General features: G+C 34.3%; 18 protein-coding genes. 16 read left to right on the top strand and 2 right to left on the bottom strand.

The window, feature by feature from the left end:
- The first annotated feature begins 1 nt into the window (after position 1).
- Complete coding sequence (locus tag IGM04_RS11830) at positions 2-301, top strand: PTS sugar transporter subunit IIB (RefSeq protein ID WP_002355095.1); 300 nt, start codon at positions 2-4, stop codon at positions 299-301.
- Positions 302-315: 14 nt separating this feature from the next.
- Positions 316-1,683, top strand: coding sequence for a PTS ascorbate transporter subunit IIC (locus tag IGM04_RS11825; protein ID WP_002355097.1), 1,368 nt, complete (start codon positions 316-318; stop codon positions 1,681-1,683).
- Positions 1,684-1,745: 62 nt separating this feature from the next.
- On the opposite strand, the gene IGM04_RS11820 is transcribed toward IGM04_RS11825, so the two are convergent.
- Positions 1,746-2,720: an alpha/beta hydrolase gene (locus IGM04_RS11820; RefSeq protein WP_002410038.1), complete on the bottom strand. Its 975-nt coding sequence runs from the start codon at positions 2,718-2,720 to the stop codon at positions 1,746-1,748.
- Between the two features lie 211 nt (positions 2,721-2,931).
- Between IGM04_RS11820 and rbsR the strand changes: the two genes are divergently transcribed.
- The 4 genes from rbsR (at position 2,932) to rbsU (ending at position 6,255) form a co-directional block, all read left to right on the top strand.
- On the top strand, positions 2,932-3,927 hold the full coding sequence (gene rbsR, locus IGM04_RS11815) for a ribose utilization transcriptional repressor RbsR (protein ID WP_002370032.1): 996 nt from the start codon (positions 2,932-2,934) through the stop codon (positions 3,925-3,927).
- 91 nt (positions 3,928-4,018) lie between these two features.
- The gene (rbsK, locus tag IGM04_RS11810; protein ID WP_002381157.1) at positions 4,019-4,936 is read left to right on the top strand and encodes a ribokinase; all 918 of its coding nucleotides are present in this window, start codon (positions 4,019-4,021) and stop codon (positions 4,934-4,936) included.
- A gap of 15 nt (positions 4,937-4,951) precedes the next feature.
- The gene (rbsD, locus tag IGM04_RS11805; RefSeq protein WP_002410040.1) at positions 4,952-5,347 is read left to right on the top strand and encodes a D-ribose pyranase; all 396 of its coding nucleotides are present in this window, start codon (positions 4,952-4,954) and stop codon (positions 5,345-5,347) included.
- A gap of 20 nt (positions 5,348-5,367) precedes the next feature.
- Positions 5,368-6,255 carry a ribose/proton symporter RbsU gene (gene rbsU / locus IGM04_RS11800; RefSeq protein ID WP_086318190.1) on the top strand — a complete coding sequence of 296 codons (888 nt, stop codon included), beginning with the start codon at positions 5,368-5,370 and terminating at the stop codon, positions 6,253-6,255.
- Positions 6,256-6,274: 19 nt separating this feature from the next.
- Here the strand turns inward: rbsU and IGM04_RS11795 are convergent, their stop codons facing one another.
- Positions 6,275-7,159, bottom strand: coding sequence for a LysR family transcriptional regulator (locus tag IGM04_RS11795; protein ID WP_086318191.1), 885 nt, complete (start codon positions 7,157-7,159; stop codon positions 6,275-6,277).
- Between the two features lie 107 nt (positions 7,160-7,266).
- On the opposite strand from IGM04_RS11795, the gene IGM04_RS11790 reads away from it, so the two are divergent.
- From IGM04_RS11790 to IGM04_RS11745, 10 genes are all read left to right on the top strand, one after another.
- Complete coding sequence (locus IGM04_RS11790) at positions 7,267-7,848, top strand: DapH/DapD/GlmU-related protein (protein WP_002355105.1); 582 nt, start codon at positions 7,267-7,269, stop codon at positions 7,846-7,848.
- A complete protein-coding gene (locus IGM04_RS11785) occupies positions 7,848-8,585 on the top strand; it encodes an SDR family oxidoreductase (protein ID WP_086318192.1) in 738 nt (245 codons plus the stop codon). Before IGM04_RS11790 ends, IGM04_RS11785 begins: the two co-directional genes overlap by 1 nt.
- A gap of 180 nt (positions 8,586-8,765) precedes the next feature.
- The gene (locus IGM04_RS11780) at positions 8,766-10,079 is read left to right on the top strand and encodes an NCS2 family permease (protein WP_002355107.1); all 1,314 of its coding nucleotides are present in this window, start codon (positions 8,766-8,768) and stop codon (positions 10,077-10,079) included.
- A gap of 693 nt (positions 10,080-10,772) precedes the next feature.
- Complete coding sequence (locus tag IGM04_RS11775) at positions 10,773-10,976, top strand: hypothetical protein (protein ID WP_002410046.1); 204 nt, start codon at positions 10,773-10,775, stop codon at positions 10,974-10,976.
- 64 nt (positions 10,977-11,040) lie between these two features.
- Entirely contained in the window at positions 11,041-11,871 is an 831-nt protein-coding gene (locus IGM04_RS11770; RefSeq protein WP_002365265.1) for an McbB family protein, read from the top strand.
- Positions 11,864-12,520 carry a hypothetical protein gene (locus tag IGM04_RS11765; protein ID WP_010823210.1) on the top strand — a complete coding sequence of 219 codons (657 nt, stop codon included), beginning with the start codon at positions 11,864-11,866 and terminating at the stop codon, positions 12,518-12,520. Before IGM04_RS11770 ends, IGM04_RS11765 begins: the two co-directional genes overlap by 8 nt.
- Positions 12,504-13,481 carry a hypothetical protein gene (locus tag IGM04_RS11760; RefSeq protein ID WP_002399541.1) on the top strand — a complete coding sequence of 326 codons (978 nt, stop codon included), beginning with the start codon at positions 12,504-12,506 and terminating at the stop codon, positions 13,479-13,481. Before IGM04_RS11765 ends, IGM04_RS11760 begins: the two co-directional genes overlap by 17 nt.
- A 17-nt stretch (positions 13,482-13,498) precedes the next feature.
- Positions 13,499-14,542 carry a YcaO-like family protein gene (locus tag IGM04_RS11755; RefSeq protein ID WP_010711509.1) on the top strand — a complete coding sequence of 348 codons (1,044 nt, stop codon included), beginning with the start codon at positions 13,499-13,501 and terminating at the stop codon, positions 14,540-14,542.
- Between the two features lie 12 nt (positions 14,543-14,554).
- Positions 14,555-15,235 carry a hypothetical protein gene (locus IGM04_RS11750; RefSeq protein WP_002365261.1) on the top strand — a complete coding sequence of 227 codons (681 nt, stop codon included), beginning with the start codon at positions 14,555-14,557 and terminating at the stop codon, positions 15,233-15,235.
- Positions 15,222-15,812, top strand: coding sequence for an ATP-binding cassette domain-containing protein (locus tag IGM04_RS11745; RefSeq protein WP_002365260.1), 591 nt, complete (start codon positions 15,222-15,224; stop codon positions 15,810-15,812). The genes IGM04_RS11750 and IGM04_RS11745 overlap by 14 nt, the downstream gene beginning before the upstream one ends.
- The last annotated feature ends 325 nt before the right edge of the window (positions 15,813-16,137 follow it).

Below are 16,137 nucleotides of genomic sequence, written 5' to 3'. Positions count from 1 at the left end.
GATGAAGATTTTTACAGTTTGTCAAAGTGGTTTAGGAACAAGTTTTATGGTGCAAATGAATATCCAACAAATTTTAGAGGAAGTCGGTGTTGATACAGATAATTTTCAAATTGATCACACAGATGTCGGGAGTGCCAGTGGTGATATGGCTGATTACTTCTTTGTCGAAAAAACATTGCAAGATGCTTTAGGGTCAATTCCTGATGAAAAAATCATTCCTTTAAATGCGATTATTGATTACGATGAAACGAAGGAGAAAGTCTTGAAAGTTTTAGATGACAATGGCATTGCACATCAATAAGAAGGAGGAAAAACATGGAAACTTTATTGAATTTATTTGTTTCAATTGTTAGCCAGCCAGCGATTCTGGTTTCATTAATTGCTTTGTTGGGATTAGTTTTACAGAAAAAGAAATTTTCTGATGTTGTTCAAGGAACGTTGAAAACATTCGTCGGCTTCTTAGTTTTAATTGGTGGCGCAGGGCTATTGGCGAACTCATTAACGCCCTTTGCGGAGATGTTCCAAACCGCATTAAATACACAAGGCGTGGTACCTAGTAATGAAGCGGTTGTAGCGATTGCCTTGCAACAATATGGGACACCAACTGCTCTGATTATGTTGGTGGGCATGGTTGTTAATATTCTGTTGGCGCGTTTTACACGTTTTAAATATATCTTTTTGACAGGTCAAGCGATGATGTACGTTTCGTGTTTGACAGCCGTTATTTTAGTGGGGGCCGGTTTTAGCGTTAGTTTGCCAATGATTCTTTTAGGTGGTTTATTTGAAGGAACTTTATTAACAGTGACACCTGCTCTTTGTCAGCCCTTTATGAAACAAATTACTGGAAATGATAAAGTAGCAATGGGGCATACAGGGAATATTGGTTATGCGGCAAGTGGCTTTATTGGAAAAGTCTTTGGGAATAAAGAAAAGTCAACGGAAGATATTAAAATTCCTAAAAGTTTTGGTTTTTTAAGAGACTCAACCATCTCAATTATGATTTTGATGTCGATTGTCTATGTGATTTTGGCTTTGCTGGCTGGGACAGGCTATGTCGAGCATGAGTTAAGCAATGGCGAAAATGCGATTATCTTTTCATTAATTCAAGCAGGAACCTTTACGGCTGGTTTCGTAGTGGTTTTACAGGGTGTGCGGATGGTTTTAGGAGAAATTGTGCCAGCTTTCCAAGGAATTGCTAAAAAATTAGTGCCTAATTCTAAACCAGCACTTGATGTTCCCATTATCTTTCCTTATGCGCCAAATGCTGTCTTGATTGGGTTCTTTGTGAGCTTTATTGTGGGAACTATTTCAATGTTAGCGATGGTTGGTCTGAATACCACTGTGATTATACCAGGCGTTGTTGGGCACTTTTTCTGTGGTGCCGCGGCAGGTGTTTTTGGAAATTCCACAGGGGGACGTCGGGGAGCGATTTTAGGGGCTGCGTTTAATGGCTTATTAATTAGTTGGTTACCGTTATTCATTTTACCAGTCTTGGGTGATCTACAGTTAGCATCCTCAACGTTTGCGGATACAGATTATTTAATCCCAGGCCTATTTTTAGGTAAATTAGGTGAGGCAGGTCCGAGTCTTTTAGTAGGAGGAATCATTGCTTTTGTAGTGGTTGTTCTTTTGGCTAGCGCTGTTTTGACTATGCGGGAGAAAAAAGTCGCCGAAGAAAACTAAGTGTTTTGTTCTAAAAAGGCAAATGAGACAGAAGTCGTTTTGACTTCTGTCTCATTTGCCTTTTACCATTGTTCTTGGATAAACTGTGCAATTTGTTTCCGCGCTTGTCGTCCTTCTGGCAAGTATTGTTTCATTGCGAAAACGTGTTGCATGCCAGGCACCAATCGGCAAGTATCTTGTGGTCGTGGCCCTAATTGTTTTAAAAATTGGTGATAGGAAGGGCAAAAAACTTCATGTGTGCCGCCCACGAAAAAAAGTGGCGGAAATTTTTGATAATCAAAGGACAAGCAATTTAAAGAAAGCGTGGAGTGATTGGCTGTGTCGTCAATCTCTTGGGCAATTAATTGTAAATAGTTCATGCCAATCATTTTGTCCTTTTTTTGATAACTTTTGGCAACGGGAATGTCTAAATGTCCATCTAACCAAGGAGAAATTAAAACAGCAGCTTTGGGTAAGCGTTCAGGGAAATCGGTGGCTAAATTCTGCAATACGTTTAAAACCAATGTACCACCAGCAGAATCACCTAATAAAATAACATCTTCGGGATCATAATGCTGTAAAATTTCTTGATAAGCAGCATAGCAATGATTATAAATATCAGCAAAAGACTTATTTGGTGCTAATGGATATACAGGGATAAAATAATCTGTTGCAAAAGGGAGATCTTCAATTAGTTTATAACTAAAGTCTAATTGGCTATAGGCGAGATTCAATGTAAAGCCCCCACCATGCAGGTACAGTACAGCTTTCTTGGTAGGTGCAATAACGGAGTTTGACATGCGATACATCGTAGGAAATTGAGTCATTTCTTGAAGAGGAAAAAGATGACGTAAATGTTTTGGCAAAGTCACTTGTTCATTTAATGATCGTTGCCAATGATAAAAAGCCTTGGTGACTTTCGGATTTCGTTCAAGTCGAGCAATTTGGGAAAGACGTAAAGAATCTTCAAAAAGACAGGCTTTTAAGGATTTTTGACGAGAACGTGCGTGAAATAAATATGCGCTAGCTAACAACAAACCAATCGATTTCTTTTTCAATTAAGGCCCTCCATTCAGCAAAAAGTAAATCATTTTTTCTACAGTATAACATTTTAAAAGTAGAACAACGAAATTTGTTGAAGGGATGAAAGGACGGTTTAAACGAATGTACGTATTTATTTGTGGTTGCGTAAAGTAAATGATTGTAGTAAATTAAATGAGATTAAGAGGTCCGGTGAATGGGCGCGTTCACGGCAAGGAGAGAAGTAGGATGACAAATAAAAAGGTTACAATTAAAGATGTTGCCAATGACTCAGGTGTCTCCATTACTACCGTTTCACAAATTTTAAACGGGAATGGGGCACGGTTTAGTGGGAAAACGGTCGAAAAAGTATTGGCTGCAAAAGAGCGATTAAACTATCAGCCCGACTATTTTGCGCAACGTATGGTGATGAAAAAAAGTAAGACGATTGGCGTAATCGTACCTGATATTACTAATCCATTTTTCGCGCAATTGATTCGAGGAATTGAAAGTGTTTTATACAAAGAAAATTTTATACTGATGTTATGCAATGCGGACCAAGACGTTACAAGAGAACATGAATATTTAACAGAGTTGATTCGTCGTAGTGTCGATGGCTTTGTGATTGCAAGTTCTGAAATTTCCAATCAAACGATTAATGAAACGCTACGTGCGAAAAAGATTCCGTTTATTGTACTTGACCAAAAAAAAGCAGAAGGCTTTAGCGATGCTGTTTTGACAGACGATTATAGAGGTGGACAACTAGCAGCAAAACATTTACAAGAGCAACGACATAAACAGGTCGTCGTGGTAATGCCACCACATGCGCCAGTCAATATTCAGCAACGGTTAAAAGGTTTTTGTTCTGTTTATACGGAAAAGGTCCAGTTGATCGAAACAGAATTATCAAAAACCGGCGGCTACCAAGCTGTCCCCGAAATTTTAAAAACAGAGAGCACCGGAATTTTTGCTATCAATGATGAAATTGCTTTTGGTTTATATCGAGGATTAGCAGAAGCGGGCAAAAAAATTCCTGAGGATTATAGTATTATTGGTTATGACAATGTTGATATGTGCGAGTATGTTTCGCCGCCGCTAACAACAATTGCTCAACCTGTTTTTCAATTGGGGCAAACTACGGCGACTTTATTATTGGAAAGAATCCATCAGCCTGCAAAAGATTGGGAGGAGCAAACCTTGCCTGTCCAACTGATTGAACGATTTTCGACAGCACCCTTGAAATAGCTTTCAAGGTGTGCTATATTTTTGTTGTGGAATTAAAACGTTTTACTAAAACGTTTTAATTAGAATGAAAAAATAAATTTTATTGAGGTGGATGAAAATGAACGCGGTTACAATTATCGGAAGTATCAATTTAGACACAACATTAAGAGTCAAAGAAATGCCAAAACCAGGCGAAACAATTCACGCCATTGAACATTTTACAGCAGGTGGTGGTAAAGGAGCAAACCAAGCAGTTGCAGCGAAACGTTCAGGCGCAGAAACATATTTTATTGGTGCTGTGGGAAATGATGGCGCTGGAGCTATGATGACTGATTTAATGAGTCAAGATGAAATTAATTTAACTGGGGTCACCACTTTAGAGAAAACAGCTACTGGCCAAGCCTTTATTATGGTAGATAACGCTGGTGAAAATAGCATTATGATTTACGCAGGAGCCAATAACGCCTTTACGCCAAAACAAGTCCAGGAACATCAAGAAATTATTGAAAAAAGTGATTTTGTGATTGCCCAATTTGAAAGTGCGATTGATAGTACGATTGCAGCGTTTAAAATTGCTAAAAAAGCAGGCGTCAAAACGATTTTAAATCCCGCACCTGCGTTAGAACAAGTTCCTGAAGAATTACTAAACGTGACAGATATGATTGTACCAAATGAAACAGAAACCGAAATTTTAACAGGCATTAAAATCACAGATGAAGCGAGTATGCGTAAAGCCGCAGAAGCACTTCATCAATTAGGGATTGAAGCAGTAATTATTACAGTAGGTAGTAAAGGAGCCTTTTATGACGTCAATGGACGAAGTGGTATTGTGCCTGCTTTTAAAGTGAAAGCGGTTGATACAACGGCTGCTGGCGATACTTTTATTGGCGCATTAAGTAGTATATTAGAAAAAGATTTTAGCAATTTGGAAGAAGCTATTCGTTATGGAAACAAGGCGTCTTCGTTGACTGTTCAACGTTTTGGAGCCCAACCTTCGATTCCTTATCAACACGAATTGGCAGACAAATAAAAAGGAGCGAGCGACATGAAAAAAACAAAAGTTATTAATTCAGATATTTCCCGCGTCATCGCACAAATGGGTCATTTTGATAAATTAAGTATTGGTGATGCAGGCATGCCAGTGCCTCGGACTACAGAAAAAATTGATTTAGCAGTTACTAATGGCATCCCTAGTTTTATGGAAGTTTTAAACAATGTCCTTGAGGAATTGGCAGTTCAACGAATTTATTTAGCAGAAGAAATTAAAACAGAAAATCCTGACATGTTGGCAGCAATTAAAACTCGTTTACCAGAAACTCCCATCAGTTTTATTCCTCATACAGAAATGAAACAAGAATTAAACAACTGCCATGCCTTTATTCGGACAGGGGAAATGACCCCATACGCAAATATTTTATTAGAAAGTAACGTTGTCTTTTAAACGAGAGAGGGGAAATAAAGATGAATGCGACTGCATTATTAATCGGTTTAGGACCGCTTTTAGGTTGGGGGCTTTTCCCAACAATCGCTTCCAAAATTGGTGGTCGTCCAGTGAATCAAATTCTTGGTACCAGTTTAGGAACATTAATTTTTGCCGCTATTTTTTCAATGATTAATGGTTTGGCTTTTCCAGCGGGCATGGATTTATTCTTTTCACTTTTATCTGGTGTCGGTTGGGCCTGTGCGCAAATCATTACGTTTAAATGCTTCACGATGATTGGTTCATCACGTGCCATGCCAGTAACGACCGCGTTCCAACTTTTAGGTGCTTCTCTCTGGGGTGTCTTTTTCTTAGGAAACTGGCCAGGTGCGACAGCCAAATTGTTAGGCGCATTTGCCTTAGTGTTAATCATGATTGGTGCCAAAATGACGGTCTGGTCGGAAACGGAGTCCGCTGAGAGTGCTGGGATTATGAAAAAAGCAGTTCTTCTATTAGCCGTTGGTGAAATCGGCTATTGGGCGTACTCTGCAGCACCTCAAGCAACGGCAATTGATGGCATGCATGCCTTTTTACCACAAGCAATAGGCATGGTAATTGTCGCAGTTATTTACTCAGCGGTTGTCACTATTAAGGGTGGGGAAACATCCCCATTTATAGAAGCTGTTTCTTACAAACAAATTTTTTCAGGCTTTTTCTTCGCCTTTGCAGCGTTAACTTATTTAATTTCAGCGCAGCCAGATATGAACGGCTTGGCAACTGGCTTTATTCTATCCCAAACATCAGTTGTGCTTGCAACGTTGACAGGTATTTGGTTCTTAGGTCAAAAGAAAACAGCCAAGGAAATGACCGTAACGATTATCGGCTTAGTTTTGATTTTGGCAGCAGCTACGATCACAGTGATGATTTAAAAAAGTATTCAACGACCTATTATTCAGGGCGTTGAATACTTTTTTTTATTTGTTCTAAAAATAATGCAGCAGCTGTGGAAAGAACCGTATTTTTGCGCCAAATTAAACTAATTTTGGCTGTTAAAGCAGGATATAGCGGGATAAAACGTAAATTTGTTTGATTTGTTTCTAGAATACCATCAATGCTTAGGGCGCTACCTAGCCCAGCTTCTACCATCAGTGAAGCGTTGTAAAGTAAGTTGTAGGTCCCAACGATTCGGAACTGATCTAGACTTGCTTCGAGCCAATCAGAGAGTTGGCTCGGAACTTGTGCTTGTCGAGAAATAAATAAAGGTTCTTCTTTTAAATCGGCTGCAGTAATAACATTTTTAGTGGCTAAGGGATGGTCCTTTACAGTAATTAAGCCCCATGTATCTACAACTGGTAATGTTAAATAGCTATATTTTTGTTTAGGTGCAGGCTCAATAATTAAACCAAAATCTAATAATCCTTTGTCTAGCCGTTCTATTACATCATCTGCATTCCCACTGTATAAATGAAGGTGAATATCAGCTGAGTGCTGGCTTGTTATTTGTTGTAGTGCATTCGCTAAAAAAGACATAGCTTTTGTTTCGCCGCCACCAATCGTGATTTCGCCATTAATGAATTCATTTTGCGACAAGTTGGTGACTGTTTTATTCGCTAAGCTTAAAATATCTTGCCCTTGTTTAGCTAAATATTCTCCTTCAGGTGTTAATTGTATTTGTCGATTTCCTCGTATAAATAATGTCACGCCTAATTCTTCCTCTAATTCTTTTAATTGCTTAGATAATGTTGGTTGTGATACATGCAATTGTTTGGCTGCGCCACTAATCGTTTTTTCTTGGACCACTGCTAAGAAATAGTGAATCACTCGTAATTCCATTACTTTCCCTCCTATAACTAAAACGCATACTTATCTATTTATTATAAGTATTAGACAGAGGAGTTGTCACGTATTACGATAAATTTAGCAAAAGGAGGCGATTAGGAATGCTTACAAAAAATCTCCAAGAACTAATTGCAACAGGTAGCATTGATAAAGATGAACCACTATTTCAACTTATTCATCAGATTCAAGAGGAAAATAGTCGCTATTTAATAGAATTAAATCAACAAGCCTATACACATAATGAAGTAAGGAATCTTCTTGCCACGATTATCCAAGACAAAATTGACGAAACCGTTACGATTTTATTGCCTTTTTATACAGATTTTGGACGCAATATACATTTTGGTAAAAATATTTTTATTAATCGGGCAGCTATGTTTGTTGATTTAGGGGGCATTATAATTGAAGACAATGTTTTAATTGGTCCGCGCGTTAATCTCTTAAGTGTCAATCATCCGGAACTGCCAATGAAACGGCGAGGCGTATTGCTAGCACCAATTACCATTAAAAAATTTGCGTGGTTAGGCGCGGGTGTCACTGTTTTACCAGGTATTACGATTGGTGAAAATGCTATCGTAGCAGCTAATGCGACTGTAACTAAAGATGTGCCAGCTAACGCTATTGTTGCAGGAACACCAGCTAAAATTATTCGTTGGATTCAGGAAGATAAGGAGGAAATATAATGAAATCATTATCAGAAAAAGTTATTGTTATCATGGGCGCTTCCAGTGGAATCGGTGAGGCAACAGCCCGTTTACTTGCCAGAAAAGGAGCGAAGTTAGTCATTGCAGCACGTCGACAAGAACGTTTAATTGCTATAAAAAAAGAACTTCCTGAAGCAACGATTCTCGTGCAACAAGCAGATGTAACGAAAGAAGAGGAAGTTCAGCGTGTAATCAAGCTTACAATGGAAAAATATGGACGAATTGATGTTCTTTTTAACAATGCAGGAGTTATGCCAACGGCGCCTCTTATTGAAGCACCAAAAGGAGAATGGCGTCAAATGCTAGATATTAATATTATGGGTGTTTTAAATGGCATTGCGGCAGTTCTTCCAATTATGATTGAACAAAAATCAGGGCAGATTATTGCTACTGATTCTGTGGCAGGACATGTCGTTTATCCAGATTCGGCTGTCTACTGTGGAACAAAGTTTGCTGTTCGAGCAATTATGGAAGGATTGCGACAAGAACAAAGAGAGAATAACATTAAATCAACGATTATTTCACCAGGTGCTGTACAAACAGAACTTTATCAAACAATTTCTAATCGAGTAGTAGCTGAAACGTTACATCTAGAACAGTTAAGTTGGGGCTTAAAGGCGGAAGACATTGCGCAAGCAGTGGTCTTTGCCATAGACACGCCAGATCGTATGTCAATCAGTGAAATGGTTGTTCGCCCGACCACACAAACGATTTAATTTAAAAAGTATTCCTAGAAAGGAATACTTTTTTTAATCGTGATTGTTCGTTTTTTACAGAATTTAGAATTTGATATTTACTTATTTGTTGGTTTATTATATGATTAAACACGTTGTTTCATTAATAAATTGAATATTTTACGAACATTGTAAAATGTTTAGATTTTAGGAGGACGGAACATGAAAGAAAAAATAAGTTCATATTTTGAACTTGAACAATTGAATACGAATATGAAACGAGAAATGTTAGCTGGTTTCACCACGTTTATCTCGATGGCGTATATTTTGTTCGTTAATCCAACCGTACTTGGTGCTTCTGGCATGGACGAAGGCGCTGTTTTTACTGCCACCGCTTTAGCGAGTGCCTTAGGTTGTATTTTAATGGGTGTGTTGGCGAAATATCCGATTGCGACAGCACCAGCTTTAGGAATTAATGCATTCTTTGCTTATTCAGTCTCTGTTGGTATGGGGATTCCTTGGCAAACGACATTAGCAGGCGTTTTTGTGGCTTCATTGATATTTATTTTAATTACAATTTTTAAATTACGCGAGCTAATTATTGATGCAATTCCTGCAGACTTGAAATTTGCCATTTCAGGTGGGATCGGGTTGTTTATTGCTTTTCTTGGTTTAAGCCAAGGTGGCTTAATTGTGGCTAATGATGCGACACTCGTTGGCTTAGGACCTTTGAACGTTGGCTCAACGTGGGTCACCATTGTCGGTTTGGTCGTAACTGCAATTCTGTTAGTTCGTCGAGTGCCTGGTGGTATTTTTATTGGGATGGCGATTTCAACGATTGTTGGTTTAGCGACAGGCGTTATTCCAATGCCTGATAAGATTATTTCAAGCGCGCCAAGTTTAGAGCCAACATTTTTAGTGGCGTTAGGACATGTGAAAGATATCAATACGATTCAAATGTGGGTCGTGGTTTTAACGTTCCTATTAGTAACATTCTTTGATACGGCTGGTACGTTGGTGGGCTTAGCCAATCAAGCAGGTTTTATGAAGGACAATAAAATGCCGCGTGTGGGGAAAGCTTTAGCCGCTGATTCAACAGCGATGTTAGCTGGTTCTCTACTAGGGACATCGCCAGTTGGCGCATATGTCGAATCATCTGCGGGGATTGCTGTGGGTGGTCGTTCAGGAATCACAGCTATTACAACGGGGATTTTATTTATTTTCAGCTTGCTATTTTCTCCTTTGTTAGCAGTTGTCACTTCGCAAGTTACAGCACCAGCGTTGATTATTGTTGGCGTTTTGATGGCACAATCCTTAAGCAAAATTAAATGGAACGAGATGGAAATTGCAATCCCTTCCTTCTTAATCTTGTTAGGAATGCCATTGACATATAGCATTTCAGATGGGATTGCCTTAGGCTTTATCTTCTATCCAATTACAATGATTGCGGCAAAACGTGGGAAAGAAGTTTCGCCAATTATGTATGGCTTGTTCTTTGTTTTTGTCGGATTCATGTGGATCCTGAATGCGCAATAAGTAAGAGAGAAAGTTATTAAATAGTTGATTCATAAGACAATGAACTTATGAATCAACTATTTTTTTCGACTAAGCACTAGAAAAACGCCCCTTATTTGATGTATAATTTGCAAAGACATTGACCTGTGAAGATACAGGAACAGAGAGGAATTAATTGAGTGAAATATACAGAAATTATGATTTCAGGTAGTAGTTTCTGCTGAAATGTATTGAGAATACTGGTTTTTAATGTCTTTTTTCGTACAGTAAATAAGTTCAAAAAGCAATGATTGTTAGCTCTTGTGTTAGCGGTTGTTGCTTTTTAAATACTTAAATATGTTTTGTTATTAAACAATATGCTTTCCTTATAGTAAGTATCAATTCATAAAACTAGGTATTCACAATTGTTATTAAAGAGGTAAAATCCGAAAATATGCGAATATGCATTGTATATTATAATTTTAATGTGATAAAATAAATATTTTAAAAATTATTTTTGTTAGAATTTTCATTGATATAAAAATAGAAAAATTAATGATAGTTGTTTTGTTATTAATTTTTTTGTTTTTGTTGTCTAATCAAAGAATTTTAGATTTTTCAGTATAAAAATACGTTTTTTAATTAGAATAAGATGAGTTTTTGCTTGAAAATTGATTGGATAGTGGTAAAATAATTTCATCAATATTGATAAAATTATAACGGAGGTGTATTAAAATGAATGTTGAAGAAGTTTTAGTGTCGCAAAAAACCCCAAATGCAATTAATGAAGAGACTGAATTATATGGGTTTGGGTATGGTTCTGTCGTTGAGAACATTACTGTCTCTAAAGGTGGAGGCGGTGGTGGAGGCGGCGGTGGCGGTGGCTGTTGTTGTTGTTGCTGCTGTTGTTGTGGGGGGGCCACAGGATTAGAAGAATAGAAACTTCATAAGGTAAGTGGACGCACTTACCTCTTTACATACTCAAGTAAAAAGGAGTGAAAAAATGTATAAAGTAAACCCTTTTATATGGCATGATCTTAGTGAAAAAGAAACATTCTTTCAAACAAAACTATCTTCGATAATTATTACTAATAAAAATTTAGTTAGAATGTTAAAAGATTTAGAAAAAAATGAAGTAATAAATTTTGAGGAATCTCTATTATCCAATTATTTTAGGAGCAACATGATTAATAATGTACTGGTCTTTTTAGAAGAAAATAAATTAATTAAAAAGCTAGATATAGAAAATAATAAGGTTAATGAGGTTTTGGTATATACCGATGATTCTGAATTTTCTGAATTATTCGATTACGTGTTTTCCGAAAAATTTACAATTAGTCATCAGAGCAGTATTTCCCACTTAGAATCTAAAAATATGGATGGTAAATTGCTTATAGTATTTTTAAAGGCTTTCAATTTTAAAGAATATGAAAATATTGTAAATATAGCCAAGGAAAAGAATGTAGTCATTAAAATAATTTTTAGCTATAATCATCATATTTATTTTTCGAATTTCTATAAAAGGGAATGGTACAATCCATGTCCAATATGTTTTTTTTCTGAACTAGAAAGCCAATTAAGAGGAGAAATAACTTCTGATACAGCTAATTTTCAGACAATTATAGATTTACTTTATACAAAATCACAAAATTTTGCTATAGAATACCCGTTGCAAAAGGATGATTATTTTACGATAGTTTATACCATAATGAGGAATTTGGATAGCGATTTAATGAAATGTGACTTAGATGAAGTTTTATCTATTGATTTAAATAATCATTTAGTTACAAAAGATATTGCTTATCATTGGGGGTATTGTGATTGCTATGAGTGATTATTATTGGAATGAATATAAGAATGTACTATTAGATGAAGCATATTTAATTGATACGTTAAAATATCAACAAAGGGTAGTGAATAAACAAGTAGAAGAGAATAATTTAGATGAATTGAGCGATGTTTTAGGTCTTTATAATGTGAAATACTCGGATATTAGGTTAGCGGTATATCCTTTTGATGAGTTACCTGTCTTTATAAAAACGTTAGTTAGTGATTTACAAAAAAATTATGCTTCCTTTATATATAAAGTTAGTATGCCAATACTAGCCATAACAAAAAAAATAGGGAATGTAAATACTGGTTGTTATTCTTTTGATTTTAAAAATAATTTTTTGATTCTATATGAAACTAATGTAACTAAGATTAGAGAAATAGTAAATGATAAACTGGTATTAGCTTTTTTTTTAAACATAGAGGATGCAATTTGTTTATATAAAAAAAAGGCGTACACAAATGGTATAAAAGAAATTGGTTATGTTTCTAAAAGCAGTCAATTAGCGATTAGTAAAGAAAAAAACATAATAATAAACGAAATGCTAGTACCAGAGCAACAACTGACAAATGGATTAGGTATAAACTTGAGAAAATGTTTGTTAATGGAAGCTTTAATTTTAGAGGTGTTAACTAATGATATTCACGAATAAAAGTTCCTACGGTGTGAAAAGTGATATGTTTTTATCAAATATAAATATTGGATATGTGAATTTTTCACGTGTCAAGATTAAGCAAGGAACGACAGCAGGTAGTGCTTTCTCAGTTGACGAAAATAAACAGTTATCACTTATTAAAAGTTATAATGAATATTTAGAAAGACTTTTCTTAGGGATACCATTAAGTACAAATAAAACTATTTCTTCTGTAAATTTAGAAAAAAATATTGTAAGTAGCAGAAAATATTCAGAATTTGGATATGGAAATCATGAGTTTGGATTTAATGATACGACAGGAACTTCATCTGGAAAACTTTCAGAAGTAATAATCCAAAAGGCACTAACAGAATTGATTGAGAAAAATGAAGTATTTTGTTTTTGGTATGGTTTGAAAGGGGAAAAGTTAAAACAAGATAAAGAAATTCATGACTTAATTAATGATTATAATTTTATTTCAAATATGTTTAAAATTTATGTAGTTCGTGAACTTAGTAATTATTCAACAGTGATCGTGATGGGGTTTTTAGAAGGGAAATTACTAACCTCAGGTGTATGTTGTAGTATTACTATGGAACAATCTCTAATTTTGGCCTTGAAAGAAGCTAAGGGAATAGAGTGGCAAACTTTTAATAATCCCTTAGCAAAAGCAAATAAATTTTCTGATAAATTGCATAAACAAATTTTAAAAAAAGTAAAGTTTATGGATGAAACATACAAAGTTATTACAAAAGATTCTATACAAGCTACGAAATACATTGAAACTGCTGATTGGATTAACCATGTTGAGATATCCGTAATTGGAGATGACATAAATAGAGGAGTTAAAACAATAAAATGTATATCCAAACAGTTACTAAATTCTGTACCAATTAAGATAAACATTGAAAGACAAAAAGATAAAGAGATTATTAAGAGATATTTAATTGATTATTCTATTGATTGTCCTATCCAATGATAGAAAGGAGAATACTTTTGAAAGGTTTTTTAAGAAATAAGGTGAATTTTGTTTTAAATGAGGATTTATTTATGTCACATCACTATAACGTATATATAGAAAAATATTCTAAAAGACCTATCAAAGCCTATGAGGTTGATTTAAAGAATAAAAGGCAGCATATTCTTTCAACTTTAGGAGAGTATTTGGAGCGAGAAACACTCATCAACGAAAATTCACCAAAAGAGCATACGGTTATTGCTACGAATTTAATTGATGGAAGCATTAAACAAGTTAATCTTGATATGATTTTGTTTAAGAATAGTTTTGTTGATTCTTCTGGTATGGCCTCGCATAAAAAATCAAAGCCATTAATATGGACAGCGTATAAAGAATTCTTTGAAAGACAGAGCTATATTACTAACTTCTTGTTTCATACTAAGGCTCAGCAATTAAATATAGATAAGATAGAAGAAATAAAAAAAATAGACAGATATTTGACTAATTATTTAGACAATGTCAAATATTATAATATATCTTTAAGTAAGAACCTTTACGTGGTACTTGCCGTTGGGTATGGTGAAAAATACAAAGCAGTGGGTTTGGGAACTAGTCAATCAGCAAGAAAAGCAGTAATAAAATCACAAAAAGAAATATTACAATATTTTGCTACATCGCATTCAAAATATAAAGAAGGAAAAGTTAGTCAAGGCTCTGGATTAGTAATTGACAATAAGGACATTTATCATGACTATTTTGATAGATTGAGCTCGAAAGAAGTTAAAGATTTATATGCATATCTTGAAGGTAGTGAATTTATTATTCTGAATAATGAAGAGAAAATAGAAAAAGTTAGTCATACATTTACTATCAAAAATATAAGTAATTCTCTTAATATGTATCCGTATATTACAATGTTTGAAAATAATCATGCTAAGAATGTGAAAGTAGTGAAGGTATTTGACCCAAAGTGGTTCCCCAACATGGCACCAAGAAATTTTTCGAAAGAAATAATATTAAATGTAGAGAATATATTAAAATTAAAAAGAAAAAATTTTTCAGAACTGTTACCATTTCCGTAAGGAGGAGTGAAAATGTTTATCTCAGTTAAATCATATGCATTGTTTAATATTAAAATGTTACTGAAAGATAAAATTCCTTTATTGTGGTCAATAGCCTTACCTGTAATTACTTTTTTTATGAATTATAGAAGTGTAACAAATGAATGGGAATTGGCATATTGGTGGGTATATATTGTTGTTTGTTCCTATGTTTATGGAGTAGGAGTTTACGCATTACAATTAAAGGAATATGGAAGCTTAAAAACAATTTTTTCAATAAATAATTCACCTTGGGCATTTTTTTTAGGCAATCTATTGACGCAAATTATGTTTAGCTTTATCAGTGTAAACTTACTTAATTTAATTGTGGTTATTTTACTACCATTATCGTTTCTCCGTCTTTTTTTATATAGCTTTATTACTATTATAGCGTGTTTACCAGTTGCATTTTTTAGTTACAATTTAACTCTAATAAAAAAAGTGCATGCTAATACTATAAATTCAATATTTACAATGCTAATTTTTGGTTTATTTATATTGTTAAATACGAATATAGAGTTAAATAAATATAACCCTCTGTCAATTTTATCTAATGTTTTAATTGAACATAAAAATATGGATGTCTTCAAATATGTTACTTTTTCAATATTTTTAGTTTTTATTAGTATGTATTCTATAGTTAAATTTGAACCGATTTCAAATGAAAGAAGGTAAAGCTATGATCGAAATAAAGGATTTAAATATTCCTTATGTAGATAAAAAAATAAGTATGAATATTTTAAAAGAGTATAATTTATTTACTGGTGATAATGGTAACGGAAAAACCTTACTATTAGATTACATTTCAGGAGTAAAAAAGGCAAAAAGAACTGTAATTAAAGGAAATGAAAGTATCATATATATTAATCAAAACATATATTTTTCTGATCGTTTATCAGGAATGGACTTTCTGAAATTTAGTTATGGTTTGGACGGAAAAAAAAGTATTCAATCTTTTTATCAATTAAGCGATAAAATTCTTAAGCGTGAAGATATTGATAAGTTGCTTAAAAAACAATGGGGAATGCTTTCAGGAGGGGAAAAAAAGTTCCTTTATGCTCTTATTTTGATGTCTTTAGAAAGAGAATGGTATATTTTAGATGAACCGTTTGCTTTTGTAGATAAGAAAAGAAAAAAAATGTTATATAAAATTATAGATATTAAAATATCAGAAGATAAGGGTATTATCTTAACTACTCATGAAGAAGATGAAGTAGTATTACAATCAGTTAGCAAGGTTTTTGAAATATAACTGTAAGAAGTAGTATCATCATTTTAGAATATTTAATGTTTTACGATAAAAGAATGAATTATAATAAGCTCAGACCGTAGTTTAAATTATAGTAAATATAAAATAATTATGTTTTTGTATAGTAGTTTTTTGGAAAGTATAGATAGTACTGGTTGATTTGCAATGTTTTTTTTGCAAAGTAATTAAGTTCAAAAAGTAATGATTTCTAGCTTTTGCGTTAGTGGTGCTTGCTTTTTATTAAAGCAAGCAAACTGTGGAGGTCAAGTCTCTATTAAAATAATAGGAATCTTAATTTTAATTTCTATATTGGAGTTGAATAAAAATA

Origin of the sequence: Enterococcus sp. DIV2385 (assembly GCF_051711925.1) — a bacterium.
Taxonomy (GTDB): Bacteria; Bacillota; Bacilli; order Lactobacillales; family Enterococcaceae; genus Enterococcus; species Enterococcus faecalis.
The sequence above is the reverse complement of the archived record's forward strand: the minus strand, read 5'-3'. Positions and strand labels throughout refer to the sequence as shown.

Excerpts from the sequence above, each read along its gene's own strand:
- IGM04_RS11780 (WP_002355107.1), top strand. The coding sequence starts at position 8,766 with ATGAAAGAAAAAATAAGTTCATATTTTGAACTTGAACAATTGAATACG.
- IGM04_RS11825 (WP_002355097.1), top strand. The coding sequence starts at position 316 with ATGGAAACTTTATTGAATTTATTTGTTTCAATTGTTAGCCAGCCAGCG.
- IGM04_RS11775 (WP_002410046.1), top strand. The coding sequence starts at position 10,773 with ATGAATGTTGAAGAAGTTTTAGTGTCGCAAAAAACCCCAAATGCAATT.
- IGM04_RS11785 (WP_086318192.1), top strand. The coding sequence starts at position 7,848 with ATGAAATCATTATCAGAAAAAGTTATTGTTATCATGGGCGCTTCCAGT.
- IGM04_RS11790 (WP_002355105.1), top strand. The coding sequence starts at position 7,267 with ATGCTTACAAAAAATCTCCAAGAACTAATTGCAACAGGTAGCATTGAT.
- rbsU (WP_086318190.1), top strand. The coding sequence starts at position 5,368 with ATGAATGCGACTGCATTATTAATCGGTTTAGGACCGCTTTTAGGTTGG.
- rbsR (WP_002370032.1), top strand. The coding sequence starts at position 2,932 with ATGACAAATAAAAAGGTTACAATTAAAGATGTTGCCAATGACTCAGGT.
- IGM04_RS11795 (WP_086318191.1), bottom strand. The coding sequence starts at position 7,159 with ATGGAATTACGAGTGATTCACTATTTCTTAGCAGTGGTCCAAGAAAAA.
- IGM04_RS11760 (WP_002399541.1), top strand. The coding sequence starts at position 12,504 with ATGATATTCACGAATAAAAGTTCCTACGGTGTGAAAAGTGATATGTTT.
- rbsK (WP_002381157.1), top strand. The coding sequence starts at position 4,019 with ATGAAAATGAACGCGGTTACAATTATCGGAAGTATCAATTTAGACACA.
- IGM04_RS11770 (WP_002365265.1), top strand. The coding sequence starts at position 11,041 with ATGTATAAAGTAAACCCTTTTATATGGCATGATCTTAGTGAAAAAGAA.
- IGM04_RS11750 (WP_002365261.1), top strand. The coding sequence starts at position 14,555 with ATGTTTATCTCAGTTAAATCATATGCATTGTTTAATATTAAAATGTTA.
- IGM04_RS11765 (WP_010823210.1), top strand. The coding sequence starts at position 11,864 with ATGAGTGATTATTATTGGAATGAATATAAGAATGTACTATTAGATGAA.
- rbsD (WP_002410040.1), top strand. The coding sequence starts at position 4,952 with ATGAAAAAAACAAAAGTTATTAATTCAGATATTTCCCGCGTCATCGCA.
- IGM04_RS11830 (WP_002355095.1), top strand. The coding sequence starts at position 2 with ATGAAGATTTTTACAGTTTGTCAAAGTGGTTTAGGAACAAGTTTTATG.
- IGM04_RS11745 (WP_002365260.1), top strand. The coding sequence starts at position 15,222 with ATGAAAGAAGGTAAAGCTATGATCGAAATAAAGGATTTAAATATTCCT.